Source organism: Marinicauda sp. Alg238-R41 (assembly GCF_947331485.1).
GTDB lineage: Bacteria > Pseudomonadota > Alphaproteobacteria > Caulobacterales > Maricaulaceae > Marinicauda > Marinicauda pacifica.
Genome location: NZ_CAMZOJ010000001.1, coordinates 264862 through 291812, shown reverse-complemented (window position 1 = coordinate 291812; position 26951 = coordinate 264862). Strand labels below are relative to the sequence as shown.

Sequence of the window (26951 nt, the reverse complement as noted above, 5' to 3'; positions counted from 1 at the left end):
CACGCCTGAGTCACGCGACAGGGAGACGTGCCATGCTTCGCTCTATTCATCTGGCCCTGTGGGCTCTGGCTGCCGGACTGGTGCTGGCATCCTGCGGATCGGGCGACGACGCGGACACAGGAAACGGTAACGGCTCTGGCCGCCAGGCGAACAATGGCGACCTGCTGCAGCCGCGCGACGAGGATGCGCCGCGCGCCGGGGCCGAAGAGGCAACAGAATTTGAATATCTGCGCTATTCGGCCGAGCTGAGCGGGCAGCAGCCGCGCCTCTGCCTGGCCTTCTCCGGCGCGCTCGACCCCGAGGTGGACTATTCCGCCTATGTCAGCGTGGACGAGCCGGTCGCGCTCAATGTGGAGGGCTCGCGCCTGTGCATCGGCGGCTTGAGCTTTGGCCAGACGCGCACTGTAACGCTGCGCGAAGGGCTGCCGAGCGCGGACGGGCGGGAACTGTCCGCCGAAGTTTCCGAGACGCTGTCCTTTGCGAGCCGCCCGGCCTTTGTGGGCTTTTCCGGCGACGGGGTGATCCTGCCGCGCATCGAGGCGGACGGCCTGCCGATCGAGACGGTCAATGTGGACGAGGTGCGCGTGCGCCTGACCCGCGTCGACGACCGCGCGCTCGCCTTCCGGTCGATCACCTCGGGCTATTCGGCCAGTGCCGGCGAGTGGGAATGGCTGCCCGAGAACGAGGAGCCGGGCGAGGCCGGGGTCACGGTCTGGGAAGGGCGCATGGACACGCCCGGCCCGGCGAACACCGCGGTCGTGACGGTGTTTCCGCTGGCCGAGACCATCGGGACGCTGGAGCCGGGTGCGTATTTCGTCGAGGTCGACGATGTCGCCGGGCTCGATGACGGCAGCTATAACGAGCCGGCGCGCGCGCGGCGCTGGCTGATCGTCACCGACCTGGCGTTCACCGCCTATCGCGGCGATCACGGGCTGGAGGCCAGCGTGCGCTCGCTGCAGACCGCCGAGCTTCAGCGCGGGGTCGAGGTGCAGCTGGTCGCGCGCTCCAACGAGGTCCTGGCCAGCGAGACCACCGGGTCTGACGGGCATGTGTCCTTCTCGCGCGCGCTGATGAATGGCGAGGACGGCAATGCGCCGCGCCTGCTGCTGGCCTATGGCCGGTCGGGCGATTTCGCGCTTCTGGACCTGACGCGCGCGCCGGTCGACCTGTCCGACGAGCCGGTCTCGGGACGCGCGCGTCCGGGCATTTTCGACGGCTATATCTATCTCGACCGCGGCATTTACCGGCCCGGCGAGAGCGTGCATGCGTCCGCGCTCCTGCGCGACGGGCAAGGCGATGCGCTGACCGGGCGGGCCGGGACGCTGACCCTGTATGCGCCCAACGGGCTGGAGCAGGCGCGCTACCGGTTTGACGGTGCGCCCAATGCGGGCGGCCTGACCCATGAGTTCGAGATTCCCGAGGCGGCCGCGCGCGGCAGCTGGCGGCTGGAGCTGTCGCTGGACGGATCGGGCACGATCGCGACCGAGAGCTTCAACGTGGAGGACTTCGTGCCCCAGCGCGTGGCGCTGGAGCTGGAGGCGGACACCGAGACCGCGCTGGAGCCGGGCGAGGCGCGCCTGATCGAGGCCGATGTGCGCTTCCTGTATGGCGCGCCGGGCGCGGGCCTGCCCATCGAGGGCCGGGCGCGTATCCAGCGCGATCCGAGTCCGTTCGAGGCGTATGGCGAATACAGCTTCGGACTGCATGACGAGCAGTTCGCCGAGGAATTGTTCGAGCTGCCCGCCAGCACGGCCGACGGGTCGGGCCAGGCCTCCATCCCGCTCGATCCGGGCACGCGCGGGGCGGACTCCCGCTTCCCGCTGCGCGTGCGTGCGGTAATCAGCGTGCAGGAGCCCGGCGGGCGGGCCGTGAGCGACGACGTGATCCTGCCCTACCGTCCCCAGGACCGCTATGCGGGCCTGCGCCAGCAGGGCGAAGGCCGGGTGGAGCGCGGCGAGGCGGCCCGCTTCGACGCGATCGCGCTGGACCGGCAAGGCGATCCGGTCGCGGCCGATCTGTCCTGGCGCCTGGTGCGTGTGGACTGGGATTATGACTGGTATCGCAGCGAGGGTTCGGACTGGCGCTGGCGCCGGACGCGTCGCGTGGTGCCGCTGGAAACCGGGCAGATCTCGCTCGACGGCGAGGCGCCTGCCTCCATCGTGACGCGCGAGCTCGATTGGGGCGAGCACGAGCTGATCCTGCTGGACGGCGAAACGCCGGTGGCCAGCACACGCTTCCAGGCCGGTTGGGGCGGTACGGGCTCCGAGGGCGTCGAGGCGCCCGACCAGGTCCAGGTCTCCGGCCCGGCGACCGCGCCGGAAATCGGCGACCAGGTGCGCATTGCGATCAACGCGCCCTATGCGGGCCTGGCCGAAATCGCCGTCGCGACGGATTCGGTGATCGAGACGCGCAGCATCGAGGTTGGTGAGGAGGGGACGCAGATCACCCTGCCCGTGACCGAAGACTGGGGCGCGGGTGCCTATGTGATGGTGACTGTCTACACGCCGCGCGATCCGGTGAGCCAGCCGCGGCCGCGCCGCGCCGTCGGCGTCGCCTATGTCCCGGTCAATGTGGAGGAGCGCCGCTTCGACCTCGAAATCGAGACGCCCGATGTGGCCGAGCCGGACCAGACGCTGGACGTCGTCATCGACGCGACCGGGGGACCGGTCAACGAAGAGGCGTGGGTGACGCTGGCCGCGGTCGACGAGGGCATCCTGCTGCTGACCGGATTCCAGTCGCCGGAGCCGGCCGACTGGTTCTTCGGCCAGACCCGCCTCGGCGTCGACCTGCTGGACGATTACGGACGCCTGCTCGACCCGAACCAGGGCGCTGCGGCGCCGGTGCGCTCGGGCGGCGACCAGATCGGTGGGGCGGGGCTGTCGGTCGTGCCGACGCAGACCGTCGCGCTGTTCTCCGGGCCGGTTCGGCTGGACCGGCAGGGGCGCGCGACCATCGCGCTGGACCTGCCCGACTTCAATGGCGAGCTGCGCCTGATGGCGGTGGCCTGGTCGCGGACCGGGCTGGGCTCGGCCTCCGAGCCGCTGACGGTGCGCGACGACGTCACCGCCGAGCTGATCCTGCCGCGCTTCCTGGCGCCGGGTGACGAAGCGCTGGCGACCGCCACGCTGGACAATGTCGCCGGCGAGCCGGGCGATTATGCGATCACGGTCGAGGCCACGGGTCCGGTCCGGGTCGAAGACGCCTCGCAGAGCGTGTCCCTGGACGCGGGCGAGCGCAGCGACAGCGCGGTGGCGCTGAACGCCGCGCAGGAGGGCATTGCGGAAATCTCGCTGTCCGTCGAGGGCCCGGACGGGTTCCAGGCGTCCAGCGCATATCCGATCCAGGTCCGCTCGCCCTATCTGCCGGCGAGCCGGATCGACACCGGCGTGCTGCAGCCGGGCGAGAGCTACAGCCCCGATCCTGCCCTGCTGGAGGGCTATGTGGACGGGTCCGGCGAGCTGCAGGTCAGCTTCTCGCTGACCCCGATCAATGTCTCGGCGCTGTTTACGTCGCTCAGCCGCTATCCCTATGCGTGCAGCGAGCAGATCGTCAGCCGGGCCTTCCCGCTGCTCTATGCCGATCAGCTCGCGGGGCTGACCGGCGAGGAGTCAGCGGACGATGCGGTGGTCGACGTGCAGTCCACGATCCAGACGCTGCTGGCACGCCAGAGCGCAGACGGGGCGTTCGGCCTGTGGCGGGTCGGCGACCAGGATGCGAATGCCTGGCTCGGCGCGTATGCGACCGACTTCCTGTGGCGCGCCGAACAGGCCGGCTATCCGGTGCCCGACGCCGCGCTGGAGCGCGCGCTGTCCGCACTGCTTCCGGTCATGCAGGGCGAGCTGTGGCGCGCGAGCGGGTATGAGTACGACTATGTGAACCAGCCCTGGAGCCGGGACACGAGCGAGCATCTCACCCACCGCTCCTCGGCGTATGCGGCCTATGTCCTAGCCCGGGCCGGGCAGGCCGACCGGTCGCGCCTGCGCTATCTGCACGACGAGCTCCTGAGCGAGATCGACAGCCCGCTGGCCCGCGCCCATATCGGCGCGGCGCTGGCCGCCATCGGCGACCGGGCGCGGGCAGCCAGCGCGTTCGAGGCCGCCATCGACCGGCTCGGCTACGTGAATGAAGGCGACTGGTATCAGACGCCGCGGCGCGATCTGGCCGGTGTGCTGGCGCTCGCCGGGGAGGCGGGCCTGAACGATGTGGTGACGCAGCTGGCCGACCGGGTCGCGCGCGACCTGCCCGAACCGGCGCGCCTGACCACGCAGGAAAAGGCCTTCCTGATCATGGCCGCCCGGGCGCTGGCCGGCGATAACGAGACCATCCCGGTTGCGTATTCGGGCGAGGCGCAGAGCCCGGCAAGGGTCACGTTCGATCAGACGGGCCTCGAACAGGCGGGCCGGTTCACCAATACCGGCAACGGGCCGGTCTGGCGCACCAGCCTGGCGACGGGCGCCCCGGCCTCCGCGCCCGCCCCGGCCGAGAGCGGGCTGACCATCGCCAAGCGCTTTGCCGGGCAGAACGGCGAGGGCATCGATCTCGCCCGCGTGTCCCAGGGCGACCGCGTCGTGGTGGTGCTGACCCTGCAGTCGAAGACCAGTCAGAGCCATCCGGTGGTGATTGCCGACCTCCTGCCGGCCGGGTTTGAGATCGAGGCGATCCTCAACCCGTCCGATGCCGGAGAGACCGGGGCCTATGGCTGGATCGGCAACCTGTCGCGGACCGATGTCGCCGAGGCGCGCGACGACCGCTTCGTGGCCGCGCTCGACGTGACCGACACCGATCCGCGGCGTCTGGCCTATATCGTGCGCGCCGTGACGCCGGGCGAGTTCGCCTATCCCGGCGCGGTGGCCGAAGACATGTACGATCCGGCGGTCTTTGCCCGCTCGCGGGCCGGGCGGGTCACGATCCAACCGTGAGCGAAGGGCGTTCCTTCACCGCAAGGTTCGCGCTGACCCACGCGGGCTGGCGGCTGGGCGCGGGGATTGCCATCGGGCTGGCTGTGGTCCTTCTGACCGTGGCCTCGCTGGATGCGCTGTTTCCGCCGCCCATCGAGCGGGGCCAGGTCGTATCCACGGTCGTGGCCGACCGGGAGGCGCGCGCGCTGCGGGCCTTTCCGGTGGAGGACGGGCGCTGGCGTCTCGCCGCCGATCTCGACCGGATCGATCCTGACTTTATCGAGGCCCTCGTCGCGGTCGAGGACGCGCGTTTCTACCGCCATCCCGGCGTCGACCCGCTTGCGGTCGGCCGGGCGGCCGCCAGCGCCGTCGGTGCCGGGCGGATCGTGTCGGGCGCGTCGACGATCACGATGCAGACCGCGCGCCTGCTGGAGCCGCGCCCGCGTCACCTGGGATCCAAGCTCATCGAGATGATGCGCGCGGTTCAGCTCGAGCGTCGCCTGTCAAAGCGCGAAATCCTTGAACTCTATCTGACGCTCACGCCCTATGGCGGCAATCTGGAAGGCGTGCGCGCGGCAAGCTGGGCCTGGTTCGGACGCGAGCCCGACGCCCTGACGCCCGACCAGATCGCGTTGCTGATCGCTCTGCCGCAGGCGCCCGAAGCGCGCCGGCCCGATCTGCGCCCCGATAACGCGATCGCAGCGCGGGCCAGAATTCTGACGCGGATGACCGCCTACGGGCTGATCGAGGCGAGCCGGGCAAGCGAGGCGGCAGACGAGCCTGCGCCGGTGCGTCACGCCTTCCCCTTCGATGCCTGGCATGCCAGCGACACCGTCCGCGCACTCGACCCGGATGCGGCGGAGCTGAGGTCAACGCTCGACCGGCGCATGCAGAGCGAGCTGGAGGGCCTGGCGATGTCGGTCGCCGAGCGGGCCGGGCCGGGCGTCCAGGTCTCGCTGCTCGCCGTGGAGATTGACGGGCGGGCCGTGCGCGCCGCGGTCGGGTCGGCGGGCCGCGACCGGGCGGGCGGATGGATCGACCTGACCGACCGGGCGCGCTCGCCGGGTTCGACGCTCAAGCCGCTCATCTATGCGATGGCCTTCGATGACGGCATTGCCGCGCCGGGCACGCGTATCGAGGACTTGCCGCGCCGGTTTGCCAGCTACCGGCCGGAAAACTTCGATCGGACCTTTCGCGGCGAGGTGACCGTGGCCGAGGCGCTGCAGCATTCGCTGAACGTGCCGGCGGTGCATCTGCTGGACGTGGTGGGCGCGAACCGGTTCGGCGCTGCGCTGGAATTTGCCGGCGGTCATCCGGTCCTCCCTGACAGTCATGGCACCGATGTCGGCCTGGCGCTCGCGCTGGGCGGGCTCGGCCTGTCGGTGCGCGAGCTGGCCGTGCTCTATGCGGCGCTGGGCGATGAGGGTGTGGCGCGACCGCTCTCCTGGACGCAAGACGCGGCGGAGGCGCGGCGTGGCGAGGCCGGCGCGCGCCTGGTCTCGAGCGAAAGCGCGCGTGAAGTGTTGGATATCCTCTCAGATGCCCCGGCGCCGCCCGGCCGGATGCCGGCCGGCCTGTCCCTGGATGCCCCGCGCATCGCCTTCAAGACCGGCACCTCCTACGGGTTTCGCGATGCCTGGTCGGCCGGGGTGTCGGGCGGTTATGCGATCGTGGTCTGGATCGGGCGCCCGGACGGCGCGCCGCGCCCCGGCGTGACCGGGCGCGAGGCGGCGCTGCCGGTCCTGTTCGATGCCTTCGATATCGTGGCCCGGCTTGACCCCGGCTTTGACCGGGCGAGGACCGGGCCGCACGACACCCCCGCCGCGCCGGTTTCGCTCGCGCGCTTCCAGCCCGGAGCGAGACCGCCGCAAATCCTGTTCCCGCCCGACGGGGCGGAGGTCTGGATGGATGGAGAGGAGCGCGGCTTCGTCCTGTCGGCGCGCGGGGATGGCGCGCTGTCCTGGTATGTGGAGGGCGCGCCGGTTGCCCGCGATGCCGGCGGTGCACCGGTCTGGCTGCCCGAGGGTCCGGGCTTCTACGCAGTCAGCGTTGTCGATCCGGCCGGGCGCGAGACGCGAGCGCGCGTGCGCGTGCGTACACCGGGCCAAGGCTAGCCAGCGTTTCGGAGTCACCTGTTCGGGCAGGGAACTTTCGGCGCTCGCGACCCGTTTTATTCTTTCATTCACATTTTCTTCACGGCTGTGCTAGCGTTGCAGTGCAGCAATCAGGATGGGCGAATGCCATCATACAAGTCGCTTTTTGACGACTATGGCGTAGAGGACGGATTTTGCGAGGTGACCGGGCGCAATGACGACCCGGACGTATCGCGCCTTTTTCTCAAGCGGCTCGCGAGCCGCAACCTTCGCACCCTGGCCCGGCGCCAGAAAGGCGCGGAGGCAGAGCTCTACAATCTGGGCATTACCTTCACCGTGTATTCCGGCGACAAGACGATCGACCGGATCCTGCCCTTCGATATCGTGCCGCGTCCGATCACGGCGGCCGACTTTGCCGAGCTTGAGGCCGGCGTGATCCAGCGCATCAAGGCGCTGAACCTGTTCCTGCACGATATCTATCACGATCAGAATATCCTGAAGGATGGCGTCGTGCCGGCCGATCTGGTCACGGGCAACAAGTATTTCCTGAAGGAAATGATGGGCGTGGACCTGCCCCAGGGCACCTACACCCATATCTGCGGAACCGACCTGATCCGCGATACCGATGGTAAATTCCTGGTGCTCGAAGATAATTGCCGCTCACCGTCCGGCGTCTCCTACGTGGTGGAGAACCGCCATCTGATGATGCGGCTCTTCCCCGACTTGATGGAGGGGGCCAAGGTGCGTCCGGTCTCCGACTACGGCCAGCGTCTGCGCGAAAAGCTGTCGGAAACCGCGCCGGACGGTGTGGGCGATCCGCGCATCGTCCTGATGACGCCGGGCATCTACAACTCGGCCTATTTCGAACACGTCTTCCTGGCGCGCGAGATGGGCGTGCCGCTGGTTGAAGGCCGCGACATGTTCGTGGACGAAAACGACCAGGTCTATATGCGCACCGTGGCCGGCCCGGAGCCGGTCCACGTCATCTATCGCCGCATCGACGATGCTTTCCTCGATCCCGAAGTCTTCCGCGAGGATTCCCAGCTGGGCACGCCCGGCCTGATGCGCGCGCTGAAGGCGGGCAAGCTGACGATCGCCAATGCGCCGGGCACCGGCGTGGCCGACGACAAGGCGATCTATGCCTACCTGCCCCGGATCGTTCGCTACTATCTCGACGAAGATCTCAAGCTGGGCAATGTCCATACTTACATCTGCCGCGAGAAGGACGATCTGGCCTATGTGCTCGATCATCTCGACGAGCTGGTGGTCAAGCCGGTGGGGGAATCTGGCGGCTACGGCATCGTTGTGGGCCCGAAGGCGAGCCGCAAGGAGCTGGATGAGGTCGCCGGGGCGATCAAGGACGATCCCTCCAACTATATCGCCCAGCCCATGATCAATCTGTCGGTCTGTCCCACGCTGACCAGCGAGGGCCTGTCGCCGCGCCATGTCGACCTGCGCCCCTTTGCGCTCACCGGAAAGGACACCTGGGTCATGCCCGGCGGTCTGACGCGGGTGGCGCTGCGCCGCGGATCGATCATCGTCAATTCCAGCCAAGGGGGAGGGTCGAAAGATACCTGGGTCCTCGGTTAATCTCCTCTCACGCTTCGCGGAATATTCGTTCTGGCTCGGCCGCTATGTCGAGCGCGCGGAGAATCTCGCGCGCCTCCTCGCGGTGACAGAAACGCTGTCGGCCGACAGCGAGGACCGCGACAGCTGGATCTCGCTGGTGCAGACCTTCCAGGACGAAGAGGCCTATCGCGAAACCGGCAAGCCGCAGACCGGTTTGCTGATCGCGCGCTGGTATCTGATCGACCGGGATAATCCCAACTCGGTGATTTCGGTCCTGACCATGGCGCGCGAGAATGCCCGCGCCTTGCGCCATCTCATACCAACCGAGATGTGGCGTCATATCAACATGCTGCACGCCGAGGTCGCCAGCCTGACCGCCCGCAAGGTGACGCTGGTGCGCCTGAACGAGATCTGCGAGCAGGTCCGGCTCGGCTGCCAGGCCCATTTCGGCGTGGTGGATTCCACCTGGTATCGCGACGAGGCCTGGCTGTTCCACAAGCTGGGCTGCGAGATCGAGCGCGCCGACGAGACCACGCGCCTGATGGATATTTCCAACTACAAGCTGATGGCATCCGACAATGCCCTGCTGCCCACCAAGAGCTGGTGGAACTGGCTGCTGCGCCAGGCCTCGGCCTACCAGGCCTTCCGGCGCAAGCACCAGATCAATGCCGAGCCGGCCGATGCGGCGGCCTTCCTGCTGTTCGATTCCGACTTCCCGCGCTCGGTACGCCTGTCGGTGCTGCAGGCCTTCTCGCGCCTGGACGAGCTGGAAACCGATTATCAGTCTGCGCCGGGCCAGAAGCTTCTGGTGGCGCGCACCGCACTGTCCTCACGGTTGAAGAACCGTCCCGAGCCGCTGGCGGGAGAGACATTGCATGCCTATCTAGATGAGGTGCAGAAGGACCTGATCGCGTTTGCGGACGCGATCGCCGACCGTTATTTTGACGGAGGCTGAACACAGCACCTTCCCGCTCGTTAGGAGACCAGAATCGCCACACAATCCTTGCCAACGTCCCTCCCATCAGGCGAGTTTGATGTGACCGAGGCTTCCCGCGTGCGGACCGACCTGTTCCAGGTTCGCCATACAACCCGTTATCACTACAGCCGTCCGGTCGCGTTCGGTCAGCACCGCGGCATGTTCCGCCCGATCGATTCCCCGGATCTGCGCCTGTTGTCGATCCGCTTCGACACGAAGCCGGAATCGGCGGTGCACTGGGTCCACGACGTGTTCTCCAACGCGGTGACCGTGTTCGATTTCATGGGCGAGAGCGAGACGCTGGAGGTCGACTGCACCTTTCAGGTCATCCGCTCGGCGGTCGACGAGCCGCAATTTCCCATCGACGAGCATGCCCGTCTCTACCCGTTCGAATACAATCCCGACCAGCAGGTCGATCTGGCCCCGTCCATCATGTCCCACTACCCGGACCCGGACGGGACGGTGCAGTCCTTTGCGCGCCGTTTCACCGCGCAGGGCGGCGGCGAGACCTGGAAGATCCTGGAAAACCTGAACACGGCGATCCACTCCGAATTCGACTACCAGCGCCGCGAGGAGCATGGCGTGCAGCCGCCGGCCGTGACGCTGGCCCAGCGCGCGGGATCGTGCCGTGACTATGCGGTGCTGATGTGCGAGCTGGCCCGCCGGCTCGGCTTCGCGGCCCGCTTCGTGACCGGCTATCTCTACGATCCCTCGCTGGACAGCGATCCGGCGGCCAAGGACAAGGCCATTCTCGGCGCCGGGGCAACCCATGCCTGGGTGCAGATCTTCGTCCCCGGCGCGGGCTGGATCGAGTTCGATCCGACCAATGGCGGCGTGGCTTCCGGCGCGTTGATCAAGACCGGCGTCGCGCGGACCGCCAGCCAGGCCGTGCCGCTGGCCGGCAGCTTTGGCGGCAGCGCCACCGATGTGGCGGGCATGGACGTGAAGGTGGAAGTCACCCGCCTCGTCCCGACGCTGACCAGCGGACGCTAGGCGTCGCGCCTTAGCCTGGCCGGTCCCGGCTGGCCGCGGCGTGCGTGCGGGTGTAGCCTGCCGGAAAAACCAGACATCTCACGAGGAAACTTCATGACACAGACATTCCGGAAACTCGGCGTGGCCGGCCTTGGCGCCGCACTCGCCGCCGGCACGCTGGGCGCGGCAGAGGCCCAGCGTCCCATGCAGCTGGAAGATTTGTTCGACCTGTCCAGCGTCGGCTCGATCGCGGTCCAGCCGGGCGGCGATCAGGTCGCCTATGTGCGCTACGAGATGCGCGATGTGGTCGAAGGCGAGGCGGACGGAACCCCGGTCAGCTCGCTTCATGTCGCGTCCGGCCCGAACACGTCGCGCCTCTTCATCGAGGACCGTTCGATCGGTGGTCTGGACTGGCGCGATGGCGAGCGGCTGACCTTCACCTCAAGCCCGGAGGACGGGCCGACCGCGCTGTTCGAAATTCCCGCCAATGGCGGCGAGGCGCGCGAACTCTTCGCGCACGACACCGCGATCCGCGCCTATGCGTTCGCGCCGGACGGCGACACGCTGTTCTTCATCGCGCCCGACGAGGGCGGCGAACATGAGGAGACGCTGCACGATCGCGGCTTCCGCGCGAATATCTACGAAGAGGACATGACGTATAGCCGCGTGTGGCGGGTCGATCTGTCCGAGGATGAGGCCGAGGCGGTGGTCTTCGAACTCGACGGCCATGCCGGCGATCTCGTCGTCAGCCCGGACGGCGAGCATCTCGCCGTGGCCCTGTCGGCCACCCCGCTGGTCGACGATCTCTACATGGAGACGCGCTGGAGCATCGTGGATGCCGCGAGCGGCGAGGTCGGCGCGACCTTCGAGACACCCGGCAAGCTGGGCCAGGGCGCGTTCTCGCCGGACGGGGATTATTTCGCCTTCATGGCCGGCGTCGACCGGGCCGATTCGGTCGCCCAGACGGTGCATGTCGGCAATGTCTCCAGCGGCACGTTCGAGATTCTGGCCCGCGATGCGGAGCAGCATGGCGTGGACCTCGCCTGGCAGAACGACAACAGCCTCGCCGTGCTGGTCCATACCGGTCTTCAGAGCGCGCTGGTCGAATACCGCCGCGATGGAAACGAGACGCGCCGCACGGTGTTCTCCGACTTCGTTGCCCGTTCCATGGACCGCGATGCGCAGTCGGGACGCCTGGCACTGGTCGCCGATGCCCCGACCCATCCCGGCGAGCTGTTCGTCTCGCGCCGGCGCGATTTCGAACGCTGGACCAACTCCAATGACTGGCTTGGCGAGATCGCGTTCGGCGATCAGCGCGGCTATTCGTTCGAGACGCGCGACGGCGTGCGGGTCGAGGGCGTGCTGGTCACCCCGCGCGGCGAGGCGCCGGACGGCGGCTGGCCGCTCATCATGACGGTGCATGGCGGACCTGAAGCCCACGATTCCAATGGCTGGATGACCGGCTATTCGCGCCCCGGCCATATTGGCGCGGGCAAGGGCTTTGCCGTCTTCTATCCCAATTACCGCGGTTCCACCGGACGGGGCGAAGCCTTCATCGAGCTCGATCACCAGGACGGGCCGGGCGAGGAGTTCAACGATCTGGTCGATGCGATCGGCGCGCTGTCCGAAGACGGGATCGTGAATGCGAACAAGGCCGGCATCACGGGTGCCTCCTATGGCGGGTTTGCCTCGGCCTGGGGCGCGACCATCGCCTCGGAACATTTCGCGGCCTCGGTGCCCTTCGTGGCCCTGACCGATCTCATCAGCTTTTTTGGCACGACCGAAATCCCGGTCGAGATGGTCGATGTGCACTTCATGGAATATCCGTGGCAGGCATGGGAGAGCTATCTCGACCATTCCCCGATCCGCCATGCGCAGGGCTCGACCACGCCGACGCTGATCCTGCACGGGGAAGCCGATACCCGGGTCGATCCCTCCCAGTCCTACGCGCTCTACCGCTATCTGAAGATGACCGGCGAGGCGCCGGTGCGTCTGGTAACCTATCCCGGCGAGGGGCACGGCAACCGCAATGCGGCAGCCCAGTACGATTACGGCCTGCGCATGATGCGCTGGTTCGAGCATTATCTGCAGGGCGAGGGCGGCGAGCCGCCGGCCCATGAGCTGCCCTATGGCGAGCTGCTCGGCCTGGACGACTAGAGAGCGGCCTCACCGAGACTGCAAACTGCAAGAGGGCCGGGCGGGCAACGCCCGGCCCTTTTCGCTTCCAGGCGTGCTGCCGCGCCCGGGCTTGCCGGCAAGGGTGGCCCGGGTCCTTTGTCACGGTATAACCTGATCCCGATACCCGAAACCGGAGGAGCTCACGATGAAAACCTCACGCATTATCGCCGGCGCGGCCGCGGGCCTGGCGCTGGCCGGAGGCGCGGCGGCGCAAGCGCCGCTGGAGATTGCGGACCTGTTCGAGATTTCACAGGCCGGCTCGGCCGTTCTGTCCCCCGATGGAGGCCACATCGCCTACACGCTGAGCGATCCGCGCAACGTGGTCGAGGGCGAGGAGAACGGGCCGCCGGACGTCCATCTGTGGATCGGCGAGGCCGGCGGCGGTGCGCGTTCCTACGTTTCGGGCCACATCTCGGTGTCCGATATTGCCTGGCGCCCCGGTGCCGGCACGGTGACCTTCACCGCCAAGCGCGGCGATGACGAGCACAGCGCGCTCTACGAAATCGACCCGACCGGGGGCGAGGCGGTCCGCCTGTTTGCCCACGACACCGCCATTTCCGGCTATGTCTGGGGACCGCAGGGCGAGACGCTCTATTTCGTCGCCAAGGCCGAAGAGGACGAGGAGCCCTATACCGACCAGGGCTTCAATGCGCGCGTCTACGAGGAAGATGTCGAGCCGGCCCATCTGTGGACGGTCCAGCCCGAAGCCGGGACCGAGCCCGAAGCCGAGCAGGTCGAGCTGGACGGCCATGTCAGCGCGCTGTCCATGTCCCATTCCGGCGACCTCATCGCCGTCGCCATCGCGCCAACCCCGCTGATCGACGATCACTACATGAACCGGCGCTGGCATGTGGTCGACACGCAGAGCGGAGAGATCCGGTCCACGCTGGAGACCGAAGGCAAGACGGGCGGGGTGAGCTTCTCGCCCGACGACCGGCACCTGGCGCTGATCGCCGGGGCGGACCGGCATGATCCGACTGCGGGAACGCTGGCGATTGCCGACGTGCGCAGTGGCGAGTTTGCCCTGGTCGCGCGTGCCGCCGAACAGCACATTCAGGACATGGCGTGGATCGACGACGAGTCGGTTCTTGCCCTCGCCCATGTGGGCACGGCCAGCGCGCTGGTGACCTATACGCTCGACGGCGAGGAAACGGCCCGCAGCGTCCAGGACGACGTGGTCCTGCGTTCCCTGGACGGGCAGGCCGGCGCCAGCCGCTTTGCCGCCACCGCGGATGCGCCGACCCATCCGCGCGAAGCCTTCTTCGTGAGTGCCGACGGCGCTCTGGAGCGGGTTCACAATCACAACGAATTCTTGTCCGCGCGCACGCTGGGCGACCAGCAGGTCTTCCGCTTCGAGGCGCGCGACGGCGTCGAGATCGAAGGCGTGCTCATCACGCCGCCGGGTGACGCGCCGCGCGGCGGCTGGCCGCTCATCCTGACCGTGCATGGCGGTCCGGAAGCCCACGATTCCAATGGCTGGCTGACCAATTATTCCGATCCCGGCCATATCGGCGCGGGCGATGGCTATGCGGTCTTCTACCCCAATTATCGCGGCTCCACCGGCCGCGGCGAGGCGTTCGCCAAGGCCCACCAGAACGACTATGCCGGGACCGAGTTCAACGATCTGGTCGACGGCGTGGATGCGCTGGTCGAGGCCGGGATCGTCAACCGTGACCGGGTCGGGATTACCGGCGGGTCCTATGGCGGCTATGCGTCCATGTGGGGCGCGACGGCCCTGACCGAGCACTTTGCCGCCTCGGTCGCCTTTGTCGGGATTTCCGACCAGATCTCGAAATTCCTGACCACCGATATTCCCAACGAGGCCTATCTGGTCCATTCGCGTGAATGGCCGTGGGAGGACTGGCAGAACCTGCTCGAACGCAGCCCGATCTTCCATGCCGGGGACTCGCAGACGCCGACCCTCATCCTGCACGGCGAGGACGATACACGGGTCTATCCCGGCCAGTCGCTGGAGCTCTATCGCAGCCTGAAGCTGCGCTCGGATGCTCCGGTCCGGCTGATCTTCTATCCCGGCGAGGGTCACGGAAACCGCAAGGCGGCGGCCCAGTTCGACTATGCCCACCGCATGATGCGCTGGTTCGATCATTATCTGCAGGGCGAAGGCGGCGAGCCACCGGCGTCCGACCTGCCGTTCAGCGAGCTGATCGAGTCCGGCGAAGACAGCGACTAGGCGCAGGTTGAGCCACGCATGCGGCGGTTCGTCTGAGACGAGGCGGGCCGCCGCATTTGCATGCCGGGCCGGTCTCGCCACAGGCAAACCGCCGGGCTAGGGTCTCGCCCAACCAATCGGAGGAGGAAATTCATGTCGGAAAAAGATCTGTCGCTGGACGGCAAGGTCGTGCTGGTCGCCGGGGCCAGCCGGGGTATCGGCGAGGCCACGGCGAAGCGTCTGGCGCGCAACGGCGCGATGGTCGTCGTGTCCAGCCGCAAGATTGCCGATTGCGACCGCGTCGCCGAGGAGATCCGCAAGGAGGGCGGCAAGGCGCGCGCGATGACGCTGCACCTGGGATCGGCCGAGGATCGCGCCAAGGCGCTGGAATCGATCAAGTCGGAAGAGGGCCGGCTCGACGTACTGGTCAATAACGGCGCGACCTCGCCCTATTTCGGCGCTGCCGCCGATACGCCGGAAGACGCCTGGGACAAGACGTTCGACGTCAATCTGAAGGGGCCGTTCTTCCTGTCCAGCGATGCCATCAAGCTGATGAAGGAAACCGGCGGCGGATCCATCGTCAACGTGGCCTCGATCAATGGTGTGCGTCCGGGCTTCTTCCAGGGCGCCTATTCGATCTCGAAAGCCGCGATGATCTCCATGACACATGTCCTCGCGCAGGAGCACGGCGCGGACGGTATTCGCGTCAACGCGCTCTGCCCGGGCCTGACGGAGACCAAGCTGGCCTCGGCGCTCACCTCCAATCCGGAACTTGCCGACATGATGAAGCGCAATTTCTCGCTCCAGCGCGTCGGTCAGCCTGAAGACATGGCGGCCGCCATCCACTTCCTGGCCAGCGATGCATCCGCCTACATGACCGGGCAGTCGCTCGTCATTGATGGCGGCATCCTGACTCGCGGCCCGCTCTGAGGACGATTTGATCATGAATGCCCTGCCCGATGCGGCTGAGCTTGCCCGCCTGGACGCGGCCGATCCGTTGCGCGCCGCGCGCGACCGTTTCGCCCTTCCCGACGGCATCATCTATCTCGATGGAAACTCGCTCGGCCCGCCGCCCAGACGCGCGCTGGAGCGCCTCGAAGAGGCGGCGCGCGAGGAGTGGGGGCAGGGTCTCATCAAGTCCTGGAACGATGCCGGGTGGATGGAGCTTCCGCTCGCCACCGGGCGCAAGCTGGCGCCGCTGATCGGGGTGGACGGCGACGAGGTGGTTTGCCTGGACACCGTCACCATCCTGATCTTCAAGCTGGCTTCGGCCCTGTCGCGCAAGAAGCCGGAGGCGGCGATCGCCGTCGAACGCGGCGATTTCCCCACCGACGGCTATGTGCTGGAGGGTCTCGCGGCGCTGACCGGCTGCGCCTTCAAATATGTCGAGCCCGGCACATCGCCGGCTGCGCTGGATCCCGAGATCGGCGTGCTGGTGCGCAGCGCGGTCCACTACAAGACTGCGGAGATCGCCGACATTGCGCGCTGGGAGGCCGAGGCGCGCGAAACCGCGCTGGACATCATCTGGGACCTCTCCCACGCCACCGGCCTCGTCGACCTGAAGCTGAAGCGGGACGGCGCGCGCTTTGCGGTCGGGTGCGGCTACAAGTTTCTCAATGGCGGTCCGGGCGCGCCGGCCTTCGTCTATTGCCGGAGCGACGAGATTGCCGGCATCGACCACCCGGTCACCGGCTGGCTCGGTCACGATACGCCGTTCGACTTCGTGGACGGCTACCGCCCGGCCGAGGGCATTCGCCGCTTCATCACCTCCTCGCCCTCCATCCTGGCGATCACGTCGCTCAATGCTGCACTCGATGCCTATGACGCCATGGCGCTGAGCGAGGTCGAGGCCAAGGCGCGCGCGCTGGGCGACATTTTCCTCCAGGCCGGGGCGCAGCTGGGTCTCGACACGATCTCGCCCGGGATCGGGGCGCGGCGCGGCGGTCATGTGTGCCTGCGCCATGAGCACGGCTACGCCATCGTCCAGGCGCTGATCGCACGCGGCATTATCGGCGACTTCCGCGCGCCCGACCTGATGCGCTTCGGCTTCAATCCGCTCTACCTGTCCTATCGCGAGGTTGGAGAGGCGGCGCGCCAGATGGTCGAGGTCGTCGAAACGCGCGAATACGAGCGGCCCGAGTTCAACGTGCGCAAAGCCGTCACCTGATCGCGCCTTGCCAGCCTGAGCGTTCGCCCGCACTCTGCCCGGCATGAAAACGGGGAGGATGTGATGGCCTGGATTGTTCGGATTGTCGTCGTGCTGGGCGTGCTCGCGCTTCTGGTCTGGGGACTGTTGTACGGCCCCGGCTCGCTCGATGCGCAGTATTTCGATCCCCCGTCCACCGACCCCGAGCTCGACGCCCTGTTCGCCGAAGAGCAGAGCCCGGAGCTGCACGAAGCGGGCTGGTATGGCGCTGAGGATTTGGAACCCGGCCCCGACGGGCGCCTGTATTCGAGCCTGGCCGACGGGCGCATCCTGGTGCGTGAAAGTGCGCCGGAGGGTAGCTGGTCGGTGTTTGCCGACACCGGCGGGCGTCCGCTGGGCCTCGCCTTCGGCCCGGACGGCACGCTGTTCGTGGCCGATGCCTTGCGCGGGCTGCTGCGGCACACCGGCTCCGACTTCGACGTCTGGCTTGCCGACGAAAGCGAAGGCGGGCCGCTGGTCTTCACCGACGACCTGACCGTCCTGGCCGATGGCCGCGTCATCCTGTCCGATGCCTCGCGCCGCCATGGCTATGGCGAGTACATGACCTCCTTCATTGAAGGCGAGCAGACCGGCGTGATCTATACAGTGACCGGGCCTGGCGAGTACGCGGTGCTGGCCGAGGGCTTCGGCTTCGCCAACGGAGTGGACCACGATCCGGCGACGGGCACGGTCTATGTCAACGAGACCTGGGCAGGGCGGGTCTGGACGCTCGACCCCGATACCGGGGAGCGCACCGTGCTGATCGACGGGCTGCCGGGCTATCCCGATAACCTTCATGTCGACGAGGAGACCGGTCTGGTGTGGATCGCCCTGCCGTCGCGCCGCAGCGCCGAGCTGGAGCCGCTGCACCCGCGCCCGCGGATCAAGCGCCTCGCCTGGCGCTGGATCCAGGTCGCGGGCCTGCCCGAACTGCCGCCGCGCCCCGTCATGGGTCTGGCCGTGACGGGTGAGGGAGAGCCGGTCTACGCGCTCTACGGGCCGGATGATCAGGATTTCGGGATCACTACGGTTGTGCCCTGGCAGGGACGGTTGTGGACGGCCGGCCTGGAGCGAGACGGATTTGAAGCTTATGAATTACGACAGTAATCACACCTTTTCGAAGAATAGAATTTAGTATTATCCCCTTATAGGAGAGTTTGACTGTGTTCATTGAAGGTGGATTTCGAAATTAATCAATCGTCAGGCATGTTCGTCCGAAGAGAGGTATAAATTATTCAAGTTATTCATCGCGAATACTGGAAAAGATTAGGAGCTGATTAAGGGTGTTTCCTCAGTATCGCCCCGAACACGAGGTCAGGGGCGGTGCGCTCGACCTTCAACCCCTTCTGGTTCGACCGCTGAGGTGCATGATTTATGTTTACCCGATCCGCCTCTTCCGACCCGCGCGCCATGCTTGAGGCGCTCAACCAATCGCATGCCATCATCGAGTTTGCTCCCGATGGGACGATCCTCACGGCGAACGAGAGCTTTCTCTCGCTGATGGGATACAGGCTCGATGAAATCAAAGGCCGCCATCACTCCACCTTCGTACCGGACGACATCGTGAAATCGGCCGCGTATACCGAGTTCTGGAAGTCGTTGGCCTCGGGAACTCACCAGACGGCGCAGTTTCCTCGCCTTACTAAGTCCGGCGGTCCGGTCATCATCCAGGCGACCTACATGCCCGTGAAGAACAAGGCGGGCCGGGTTATGAAAGTGGTCAAGTTTGCCAGCGACGTGACCGAGCGCGCGCTGCGCGATCGCGACCTGAGCGGTCAGGTCGACGCCATCCGGCGTTCCCAGGCCGTGATCGAGTTCGAGATGGACGGCACGATCATCACCGCCAACGACAATTTCCTCAACGCGATGGGTTACACGCTCGAAGAGATCAAAGGGCGCAAGCACGCCATCTTCATGGACGAGGCCGAGCGCGGCTCACCGGAGTATGCCAGGTTCTGGCAGGCGTTGAACGACGGCGAGCCTCAGTCAGCCGAATTCACGCGCATCTCCAAGACCGGCTCGAAAGTCTATATCCAGGCCAGCTACAACCCGGTTCTGGGTCCGGACGGCACGCCGTACAAGGTGGTCAAGTTTGCGGTGGACCGGACATCGGCCGTGCGCGAGCGTATGCGCCGTGAACAGATTCTCCAGGACATGGCCGAGCAGATCGCGACCGTCGCGGCGGCGGCCACCCAGTCGAGCCAGCAGGCTTCCAGCGCGGCTGCGGCGACCGGCGGCGCGACCGAGAACGTCAACGCCGTGGCGTCGGCATGCGAGGAGCTGGCCAGTTCCATTCAGGAAATCAGCCGCCAGGTCGCCGAATCCAACACGATCTCGAGCCAGGCGGTAACGCAGGCGCGCGAGACCGGCGACACGATCGACGAGCTGGAAACCGCCGCCCAGGCCATCGGCGAAGTGCTCAAGCTGATTACCGACATTGCCGAGCAGACCAATCTTCTGGCCCTCAATGCCACCATCGAGGCGGCCCGGGCCGGCGAAGCGGGCAAGGGCTTCGCGGTCGTGGCCAGTGAAGTGAAATCGCTCGCCAGCCAGACCAGCAAGGCGACCGACGAAATCGCGCAGCAGATTCAGGCGGTCCAGAACGGGACCGGCGGCGCGGCCAAGGCCATTCGCTCCATCGCCGAAGTGATCGAGAAGATCTCCGACATCTCCAGCGGCATCTCTGCCGCGGTCGAGGAGCAATCGGCGGTGACCCAGGATATCTCGATGAACATGCAGACGGCAGCCGGCGGCGTGACGTCGGTCAACGACTCCATTTCCGATATCGCTCAGACATCGGAGTCTGTTGAAGAGGCTGCAGGCCGTCTCAAGGCGCTGGCCGAGCAGGTCGCCTGAGGCTTCATCACTCGAACCTTGTGCCCAGGGCGCAGGCGGTCCTTCAGCGAGGCTGACGGGCCGCCAGTCGTTCCTTCGCGCCGGAATGGATCACGCGCAGTTCAGACAGCGTGGTCTCGATCTGGTCACGCTTGTCTTCCAGCTCGGCGATCTTTTCTGCCGTCTTGTCGATCACGAAATTGAGCTGGCGCTCGCGCCCCTCGCCTTCCCGGCCATAGAGATCGAGGAAGGTCTTGATCTCTGAAATCTTCGATCCGATCGTCTTGGCGCGCAGGATCAGGCCCAGCCTTGTCTTGTCCGCCTCGGTATAGACGCGCTGCGTGCCCACCCGCTGCGGATGCAGCAAACCCTTCGATTCATAGAAGCGGATCGTGCGCTGCGTCACGCCATAGGCGCGCGCCAGCTCGGCAATGCCGTACAGCGTCGTCTCCGAGGCCGGGTGCGGGGCGTGGGTATCGTCCATATTCCGACCAATAGCGAAGCTGACTTCCTTAAACAAGAGCCTCTTGACGTATACGTCAGGCGGGGAGATGGTCGCCCGTGCGAGAACGATCCGGCAAAGAGACCGTCTCGTGCCAGTCTGGGAGGAGACGGACTTCGTGATGAGCGAACGCGCGCGCTATGACAGCATTTTCCGCGACGATCTGTTCAAGGGGCAGACGGTCGTGGTGACGGGCGGCGGGTCCGGCATTGGCCGGTGCACCGCGCACGAGCTGGCGCGTCTGGGCGCGCAGGTGATTGTGACCGGGCGCAATCGGGACAAGCTCGAGGCCGTCGCTGAGGAAATCACCGGCGATGGCGGCAAATGCGCGACCTCCGCTTTCGACATTCGCGACGAAGCGGCCGTTCAGGAGGCCGTGGCGGCGCTGATTGCGGCGCACGGGCCGATCCACGGCCTGGTCAATAACGCCGGCGGGCAATTCCCCGCCGAGCTGAAGGATATTTCGCTCAAGGGCTGGCAGGCGGTTCTGGCCACCAATCTGACCGGCGGCTTCCTGGTCATGCGCGAGGTCTTCAAGGCCTCCATGCAGGAGACGGGCGGGGCCATCGTCAACATGACGGCCGACATGCATAACGGCATGCCGGGCATGGGGCATTCGGGTGCGGCGCGTGCCGGCATGAGCAATCTGACGATGACGGCGGCCTATGAATGGGCGCGCTACGGCATCCGCGTGAATGCGGTCGCGCCCGGCTGGATCGCGTCATCGGGCATGGATACCTATGGCGGTGCGGTCAAGGCGATGATCCCCTATCTGCGCCAGCACCTGCCGGCCAAGCGGCTGGGGTCGGAGGCCGAAGTGTCTGCGGCCATCGTCTTCCTGCTGAGCCCGGCGGCTTCCTTCATCACCGGCGTCACCCTGCCCATCGATGGCGGCGCGCCGCTTGGCAATTCGGCCTTCCCGCTGGAGGATCACGACCGGTTCGATGTCTGGAACGGGTTTCACCGTGCCGTCGAGCCGGATGTTCTGCGCGGGGAGGGCGGCTGATGCCGGTACTAAGGTCACGCCTGTCGCCGGAGGGCGCCGACTTCAAGACCAACGCCGAAGCGATGGGCGAGAAGCTCGCCGCGGTACGCTCGGCTGAAGAGACGGTACGCGCCAACTCGGCTGCGAAGAAAGACAAGTTCGACGCGCGCGGCCAGCTTCTGCCGCGCGAACGCGTGGCGCGACTGGTCGACCGCGATGCGCCTTTCCTTGAAGTCGCGCCGCTTGCCGGGCTGAACATGCATGACGATGATGGCGGGCGCGGCGCATCGGGCGGCGGTTCGATCATCGGCATCGGCACGGTGTGCGGCAAGCGGGTGGTGGTGTCGGCCAATGACAGCGCCATCAAGGGCGGCACCGTTGCGCCGATGGGGCTGAAGAAGGCGCTGCGCGCGCAGGAAATCGCCCTCGCCAACCGGCTGCCGATGATCCACCTGGTCGAATCCGGCGGCGCGAACCTGCTCTACCAGGCCGAGATATTCGTCGATGGCGGGCGCAGCTTTGCCAACCAGGCGCGGCTTTCGGCGGCGGGCCTGCCCCAGATCGCCGTGGTGCACGGCTCGTCCACGGCGGGCGGAGCCTATCTGCCGGGCCTGTCGGACTATGTCGTGCTGGTGCGCAAAAAGTCGAAAATCTTTCTGGCCGGTCCTCCGCTGGTCAAGGCGGCCATCGGCGAGGACGCCGACGAGGAAGAGCTGGGCGGGGCGGATCTGCATGGCGAGGTCACCGGGCTTGGCGAATACGTCGCCGAGGATGACGGCCAGGCGCTCGCCTATGCGCGCGAGATCATGGACAAGCTGAACTGGGACGAGGTCGCCCCGGATGCAGAGGCACCGGCCCCGCTCTATCCGCGCGAGGAGTTGATGGGCGTCGTGCCGGCCGACGAGCGCACGCCCTATGACGTGAAAGATGTCATCGCGCGCATCGTGGACGGGTCGGACTTTCTGGAATTCAAGGCGCGCTACGGCGCCGAAACCGTGTGCGGCCATGCCCGCATCGGCGGCCGGCTGGTCGGCCTGATCGGCAATAACGGGCCGATCCAGCCGCAGGGTTCGACCAAGGCGGGCCAGTTCATCCAGCTGTGCGATCAATCGAACACCCCGCTCGTCTTCCTGCAGAACACGACCGGCTACATGGTCGGCAGCCGCGCCGAGCGCGACGGCGCGATCAAGCACGGGTCGAAGATGATCCAGGCGGTGGCCAATGCACGGGTGCCCAAGATCACCATCGTGCTCGGCGGCTCCTATGGCGCGGGCAATTACGGCATGTGCGGGCGCGGCTTCGACCCGCGCTTCATCTTCGCCTGGCCGACTGCGCGCACGGCGGTGATGGGCGGCGCACAGGCGGCCAAGGTGATGGAGATCATCACGCGCGCCAAGAATGAGCGCGCCGGCGTGGAGACCGACGAGGACTCGCTTGCCCAGATGAGCGAGATGATCCGCACCTCGCTGGACGATCAGTCCCAGCCTCTCTTTGCCACGGCCCGGCTGTGGGATGACGGCATCATCGATCCGCGCGACACGCGCGCCGTGCTGATCGAGACGCTCTCGATCTGCGCAGACGGCGATGCGCGCGCCCTGAAACCCAACACGTTCGGCGTGGCCCGTCTCTAGCGGCGCGCAACAGGAGAACCAGCTATGCAATTCACCGAGCAGCACGAACAGCTTCGCGAGACGGTGGCCAAGTTCGTCGAGAAGGACATCAATCCGTATGTCGACGAATGGGAGGCGGCCGGTCAGTTCCCCGCCCACGAAGTCTTCAAGAAGATGGGCGATCTGGGTCTGCTGGGTCTGCGTTGGCCGGAAGAATATGGCGGAGCCGGGCTGGATTTCTCCTATTCGCTCGTGCTGGCCGAGGAGCTCGGCCTGATCAATTGCGGCGGCGTGCCGATGGCGATCGGCGTTCACACCGACATGTGCACGCCCGCGCTCGCACGCTATGGCTCGGACGCGCTGCGCGAGCAGTTTCTCGCGCCCGCAATCGCCGGCGACATGGTGGGGTGCCTGGGCGTGTCCGAGCCCGGCGGCGGTTCGGACGTGGCCGCGGTCAAGACCGTCGCGCGTTCCGATGGCGATGACTACGTGATCACCGGCACCAAGATGTGGATCACCAACGGGCTTCAGGCCGACTGGTGCTGCCTGCTGGCCAACACGTCCGAAGGCTCGGTCCATTCGAACAAATCGCTGATCATCGTGCCGATGGATTTGCCGGGCATCGAGAAGCAGAAGATCGAGAAGATCGGCATGCATTCCTCCGATACCGCGCAGCTCTTCTTCGACGAGGTGCGGGTCCCCAAATCCAACCGGATCGGGGAGGAGGGCGCAGGCTTCCTCTACCAGATGCTGCAATTCCAGGAAGAGCGCCTCTACGGGGCGGCCTCCTCGCTCAAGGCGCTGGACAAGCAGATCGACCTGACGATCGAGTACTGCAAGGAGCGCAAGACATTCGGCAAGCGCCTTCTGGACAACCAGTCCATTCATTTCCGGCTGGCAGAACTTCGCACCGAGGTCGAGGCCCTGCGCGCGCTGACCTATCGCTGCACCGAGCAGTTCATCAATGGCGAGGACGTGACGCGTCTGGCGTCGATGGCCAAGCTGAAGGTCGGGCGCCTGTCGCGCGAAGTGTCCGATTCCTGCCTGCAATACTGGGGCGGAATGGGCTTTACCGCCGAAAATCCGATCAGCCGCGCCTATCGCGACAGCCGTCTGATCTCCATCGGCGGCGGCGCGGACGAGATCATGCTGGGCATTATCTGCAAGCTGGAAGGCACGCTGCCGGAGAAGCCGAAGAAGGCACAATCCGGCAATGCCTGAGTTCGAAACCCTCCTGGTCGAGCGCTCTGCCGGGATCACGCACGTGACGCTGAACCGGCCAGAACAGCGCAACGCCATGTCGCTGAAAATGGTCGACGAGCTCCTGGCCGCGCTGGAGACCGCCGAGACCGACGGGTCGCGTGCCATCGTACTCGCGGGCGCGGGCGGGCATTTCTGCTCGGGCGGAGACGTGAAGGACATGGGCGCTGCCCAGGCCCAGCCGGACAATGGCGCCGATCCCATCGCCGGGGTCAATGCCCGTTTCGGCGAGCTATGCGCAGCCTATGCGGCCTCCGGCCTTCCGGTAGTCGTCGTAGTAGAAGGCGCCGTCATGGGCGGCGGCTTCGGACTCTCATGCGTCGCCGATGTGGTCATCGCGCGCGAAACGGCGGTGTTCCGCCTTCCCGAAACGGGGCTGGGGCTGGTCCCGGCGCAGATCGCACCCTTCCTGGTCGAGCGCCTGGGCTACTCAGAGGCCCGGCGCCTTGCCGTGACCGGCGGGAAGGTCGAGGCGGCCGCTGCCCTGCGCCTGGGGCTGGTTCATGTCGTGTGCGAAGGTGCGCATTCGTGTGCGGCGGCCCTGTCCCAGATCCTCGCCGACATCAAGCGCGGCGCGCCGAACGCGATTGCCGAGACCAAGGCGCTGATCCGCCGCGCGCGGCTGGAGCCGGCCGGCGATCTGATCCACGACGCGGCGAAGAGCTTTGCCCGCGCCGCGCGCAGCGACGAGGGCGCCGAGGGCCTGACCGCCTTCCTGGAAAAGCGCGCCCCGCGCTGGGTGGAGGGCTAGAGCCATGAACGCCCGGCCCTTTTCCTCAGTCCTGGTCGCCAATCGCGGCGAGATCGCCCTGCGCGTCATCGAGGAAGCGCAGCAGCGCGAGTTTACCGCGATCGCGGTTCATTCGAGCGCGGATGCGGACATGCCTTTCGTGCGCGCCGCCGATCTGTCGGTCTGCATCGGGCCGGCCCCGGCGGCGCAGAGCTATCTTAATATCGAGGCCATTCTGGATGCGGCCCGGCGTACCCGCGCGGAAGCCATCCATCCGGGTTATGGCTTCCTCTCGGAAAACGCGGCCTTTGCCCGCGCCGTCCTCGAGGCCGGCCTGGTCTGGATCGGCCCGCCGCCGGATGCCATTGAGGCGATGGGCGACAAGGCGAAGGCCAAGACGCTGATGATCGAGGCGGGGGTGCCGACCCTGCCCGGCTGGCAGGGTGAGGATCAGTCGGAAGGCCAGCTCAAGGCGCGCGCGGACGAGATCGGCTATCCCTTGCTGATCAAGGCGGTGGCCGGCGGGGGCGGGCGCGGCATGCGTGTGGTGCGCAGCGCGGACGGGTTCGAGGACGCACTCGTATCCGCCCGGCGCGAAGCGAAATCGGCCTTCGGCGATCAGACAGTGCTGCTTGAAAAATATGTCGAGCGGGGCCGCCACGTGGAGGTCCAGGTCTTTGCCGACACCCACGGCCATACGATTCATCTGGGCGAGCGCGACTGTTCCGCCCAGCGCCGCCGCCAGAAGGTGATCGAGGAAGCGCCTTCGCCGTCGGTGGACGAGGCGCTGCGCCAACGCATGGGCGAAGCGGCCGTCGCGGCGGCGAAGGCGGTCGGTTATGTCGGTGCGGGCACGGTGGAATTCCTGCTGGACGAGTCCGGCGCCTTCTATTTCCTGGAAATGAATACGCGGCTCCAGGTGGAGCATCCGGTCACCGAATCCGTCGTGGGATTGAACCTGGTCCAGCTGCAGTTCGACGTCGCGGCGGGTGCGCCCCTGCCGCGTGAACAGGGCGATATCGAGTTTCACGGACATGCCATCGAGGCGCGGCTCTACGCGGAGGACCCCTCCAACGGGTTCGCGCCGCAGAGCGGGCCGATCGCCCTGTTCGAACCGCGCACGCCGTATGAGGACCGCGTCGATGCCGGGGTCGAGACCGGCGATGTGATCGGGACCGACTACGACCCGATGGTCGCCAAGTTCATCTCCTGGGGTCAGACGCGCGAGGAGGCCATCGACCGGCTGCGCGCCAGCCTCATGGCGCGTCCCTTGTTGGGCGTGAAGACCAATCGCGATTTCCTGCTGCGGCTTCTGGACAGCGAGGCCTTCCGCACGGGCAAGGTCTGCGTGGCCGATCTCGACCAATGGTCGGAAGCGGGCAGCGGGCCGTTCGCCGCGGCCGAACCGCCGGACATGGCGCTGGCGCTGGCCGCACTGCTCATGGCGCGCGCGCCCGGCGAGGCGATGCGTGCGCACTCGGTGAGGACGTTCGGCCTCGATCTGGAGCTGAACGGACAGGCGTCCCCGGTTCTCGTGACACAGGCCGGGCCTGACACCGTCGAGGTGACGGCCGGAGAGCAAAGCTGGCAGGCAGAGTATCTCGGCGGCGAGGGCGCGCTGATCGACTGGCGCCTGGATGGCATCGCGCAGAGCACGCAGGGCGTGCGCCTGGCCGATGGCGGCTGGTGGCTGGCGCTCGGCGAGCAGATCGTCACCGTGCGCGAAGCTTCGCCTTGGGCGCCGGACGCCGAGACCGACCCGTCCAAGATCACCGCCCCGGTTTCCGGCACGGTCGTCGCCGTCAACGTAAAACCGGGCCAGGCCGTCAAGGCCGGCGACGTGCTGGCGGTGATGGAAGCGATGAAAATGGAGATGCGCCTGACCGCAGAGGCGGACGGGGTGGTCTCTGAAGTTCATGCCAGCGAGGCGAGCCAGGCCGCCAGCGGCACCATTCTGATCGAACTCGATCTGCAGACACAGGACTAGA

17 protein-coding genes are annotated in these 26951 nt (G+C 66.8%); 16 read left to right on the top strand and 1 reads right to left on the bottom strand.

Annotation, left to right across the window (positions count from 1 at the left end):
- Window positions 1–32: 32 nt before the first annotated feature.
- The 11 genes from PGP17_RS01260 (at window position 33) to PGP17_RS01210 (ending at window position 19897) form a co-directional block, all read left to right on the top strand.
- Window positions 33–4919, top strand: a complete 4887-nt coding sequence (locus tag PGP17_RS01260) for an alpha-2-macroglobulin family protein (protein WP_270373846.1) — start codon at window positions 33–35, stop codon at window positions 4917–4919.
- On the top strand, window positions 4916–7012 hold the full coding sequence (gene pbpC, locus PGP17_RS01255; protein ID WP_270373843.1) for a penicillin-binding protein 1C: 2097 nt from the start codon (window positions 4916–4918) through the stop codon (window positions 7010–7012). The genes PGP17_RS01260 and pbpC overlap by 4 nt, the downstream gene beginning before the upstream one ends.
- Before the next feature lie 123 nt (window positions 7013–7135).
- Window positions 7136–8581, top strand: coding sequence for a circularly permuted type 2 ATP-grasp protein (locus PGP17_RS01250; protein ID WP_270373841.1), 1446 nt, complete (start codon window positions 7136–7138; stop codon window positions 8579–8581).
- Entirely contained in the window at window positions 8535–9515 is a 981-nt protein-coding gene (locus PGP17_RS01245; RefSeq protein ID WP_333485397.1) for an alpha-E domain-containing protein, read from the top strand. Before PGP17_RS01250 ends, PGP17_RS01245 begins: the two co-directional genes overlap by 47 nt.
- An 81-nt stretch (window positions 9516–9596) precedes the next feature.
- Entirely contained in the window at window positions 9597–10529 is a 933-nt protein-coding gene (locus PGP17_RS01240) for a transglutaminase family protein (protein WP_206751081.1), read from the top strand.
- A gap of 93 nt (window positions 10530–10622) precedes the next feature.
- Complete coding sequence (locus PGP17_RS01235) at window positions 10623–12665, top strand: S9 family peptidase (RefSeq protein WP_270373839.1); 2043 nt, start codon at window positions 10623–10625, stop codon at window positions 12663–12665.
- Window positions 12666–12831: 166 nt separating this feature from the next.
- Entirely contained in the window at window positions 12832–14877 is a 2046-nt protein-coding gene (locus PGP17_RS01230) for a S9 family peptidase (protein ID WP_270373837.1), read from the top strand.
- A 132-nt stretch (window positions 14878–15009) separates the two neighbouring features.
- The gene (locus tag PGP17_RS01225) at window positions 15010–15786 is read left to right on the top strand and encodes a glucose 1-dehydrogenase (protein ID WP_135944912.1); all 777 of its coding nucleotides are present in this window, start codon (window positions 15010–15012) and stop codon (window positions 15784–15786) included.
- A 13-nt stretch (window positions 15787–15799) separates the two neighbouring features.
- Window positions 15800–17023 carry a kynureninase/PvdN C-terminal domain-containing protein gene (locus tag PGP17_RS01220; RefSeq protein WP_270373836.1) on the top strand — a complete coding sequence of 408 codons (1224 nt, stop codon included), beginning with the start codon at window positions 15800–15802 and terminating at the stop codon, window positions 17021–17023.
- 63 nt (window positions 17024–17086) lie between these two features.
- The gene (locus PGP17_RS01215) at window positions 17087–18148 is read left to right on the top strand and encodes an SMP-30/gluconolactonase/LRE family protein (RefSeq protein WP_270373835.1); all 1062 of its coding nucleotides are present in this window, start codon (window positions 17087–17089) and stop codon (window positions 18146–18148) included.
- Window positions 18149–18415: 267 nt separating this feature from the next.
- Window positions 18416–19897 (top strand): methyl-accepting chemotaxis protein, encoded by a 1482-nt coding sequence (locus PGP17_RS01210; protein ID WP_270373834.1) that lies wholly within the window; start codon window positions 18416–18418, stop codon window positions 19895–19897.
- A gap of 43 nt (window positions 19898–19940) precedes the next feature.
- On the opposite strand, the gene PGP17_RS01205 is transcribed toward PGP17_RS01210, so the two are convergent.
- Window positions 19941–20360, bottom strand: a complete 420-nt coding sequence (locus tag PGP17_RS01205; RefSeq protein ID WP_270373833.1) for a MerR family transcriptional regulator — start codon at window positions 20358–20360, stop codon at window positions 19941–19943.
- Between the two features lie 139 nt (window positions 20361–20499).
- Between PGP17_RS01205 and PGP17_RS01200 the strand changes: the two genes are divergently transcribed.
- From PGP17_RS01200 to PGP17_RS01180, 5 genes are read left to right on the top strand one after another with little or no spacing between them, the layout of a single operon-like run.
- On the top strand, window positions 20500–21384 hold the full coding sequence (locus PGP17_RS01200; RefSeq protein WP_270373831.1) for an SDR family oxidoreductase: 885 nt from the start codon (window positions 20500–20502) through the stop codon (window positions 21382–21384).
- Window positions 21384–22994, top strand: coding sequence for an acyl-CoA carboxylase subunit beta (locus tag PGP17_RS01195; protein ID WP_270373830.1), 1611 nt, complete (start codon window positions 21384–21386; stop codon window positions 22992–22994). Before PGP17_RS01200 ends, PGP17_RS01195 begins: the two co-directional genes overlap by 1 nt.
- A 24-nt stretch (window positions 22995–23018) precedes the next feature.
- On the top strand, window positions 23019–24194 hold the full coding sequence (locus PGP17_RS01190) for an acyl-CoA dehydrogenase family protein (RefSeq protein ID WP_135944905.1): 1176 nt from the start codon (window positions 23019–23021) through the stop codon (window positions 24192–24194).
- Window positions 24187–24984, top strand: coding sequence for an enoyl-CoA hydratase/isomerase family protein (locus tag PGP17_RS01185; protein ID WP_270373829.1), 798 nt, complete (start codon window positions 24187–24189; stop codon window positions 24982–24984). The genes PGP17_RS01190 and PGP17_RS01185 overlap by 8 nt, the downstream gene beginning before the upstream one ends.
- A gap of 4 nt (window positions 24985–24988) precedes the next feature.
- Window positions 24989–26950 carry an ATP-binding protein gene (locus PGP17_RS01180; protein WP_270373828.1) on the top strand — a complete coding sequence of 654 codons (1962 nt, stop codon included), beginning with the start codon at window positions 24989–24991 and terminating at the stop codon, window positions 26948–26950.
- The last annotated feature ends 1 nt before the right edge of the window (window position 26951 follow it).

Excerpts from the sequence above, each read along its gene's own strand:
- PGP17_RS01195 (WP_270373830.1), top strand. The coding sequence starts at position 21,384 with ATGCCGGTACTAAGGTCACGCCTGTCGCCGGAGGGCGCCGACTTCAAG.
- PGP17_RS01210 (WP_270373834.1), top strand. The coding sequence starts at position 18,416 with ATGTTTACCCGATCCGCCTCTTCCGACCCGCGCGCCATGCTTGAGGCG.
- PGP17_RS01250 (WP_270373841.1), top strand. The coding sequence starts at position 7,136 with ATGCCATCATACAAGTCGCTTTTTGACGACTATGGCGTAGAGGACGGA.
- PGP17_RS01230 (WP_270373837.1), top strand. The coding sequence starts at position 12,832 with ATGAAAACCTCACGCATTATCGCCGGCGCGGCCGCGGGCCTGGCGCTG.
- PGP17_RS01220 (WP_270373836.1), top strand. The coding sequence starts at position 15,800 with ATGAATGCCCTGCCCGATGCGGCTGAGCTTGCCCGCCTGGACGCGGCC.
- PGP17_RS01205 (WP_270373833.1), bottom strand. The coding sequence starts at position 20,360 with ATGGACGATACCCACGCCCCGCACCCGGCCTCGGAGACGACGCTGTAC.
- PGP17_RS01235 (WP_270373839.1), top strand. The coding sequence starts at position 10,623 with ATGACACAGACATTCCGGAAACTCGGCGTGGCCGGCCTTGGCGCCGCA.
- PGP17_RS01260 (WP_270373846.1), top strand. The coding sequence starts at position 33 with ATGCTTCGCTCTATTCATCTGGCCCTGTGGGCTCTGGCTGCCGGACTG.
- PGP17_RS01185 (WP_270373829.1), top strand. The coding sequence starts at position 24,187 with ATGCCTGAGTTCGAAACCCTCCTGGTCGAGCGCTCTGCCGGGATCACG.
- PGP17_RS01215 (WP_270373835.1), top strand. The coding sequence starts at position 17,087 with ATGGCCTGGATTGTTCGGATTGTCGTCGTGCTGGGCGTGCTCGCGCTT.
- PGP17_RS01180 (WP_270373828.1), top strand. The coding sequence starts at position 24,989 with ATGAACGCCCGGCCCTTTTCCTCAGTCCTGGTCGCCAATCGCGGCGAG.
- PGP17_RS01190 (WP_135944905.1), top strand. The coding sequence starts at position 23,019 with ATGCAATTCACCGAGCAGCACGAACAGCTTCGCGAGACGGTGGCCAAG.
- PGP17_RS01200 (WP_270373831.1), top strand. The coding sequence starts at position 20,500 with ATGAGCGAACGCGCGCGCTATGACAGCATTTTCCGCGACGATCTGTTC.
- PGP17_RS01225 (WP_135944912.1), top strand. The coding sequence starts at position 15,010 with ATGTCGGAAAAAGATCTGTCGCTGGACGGCAAGGTCGTGCTGGTCGCC.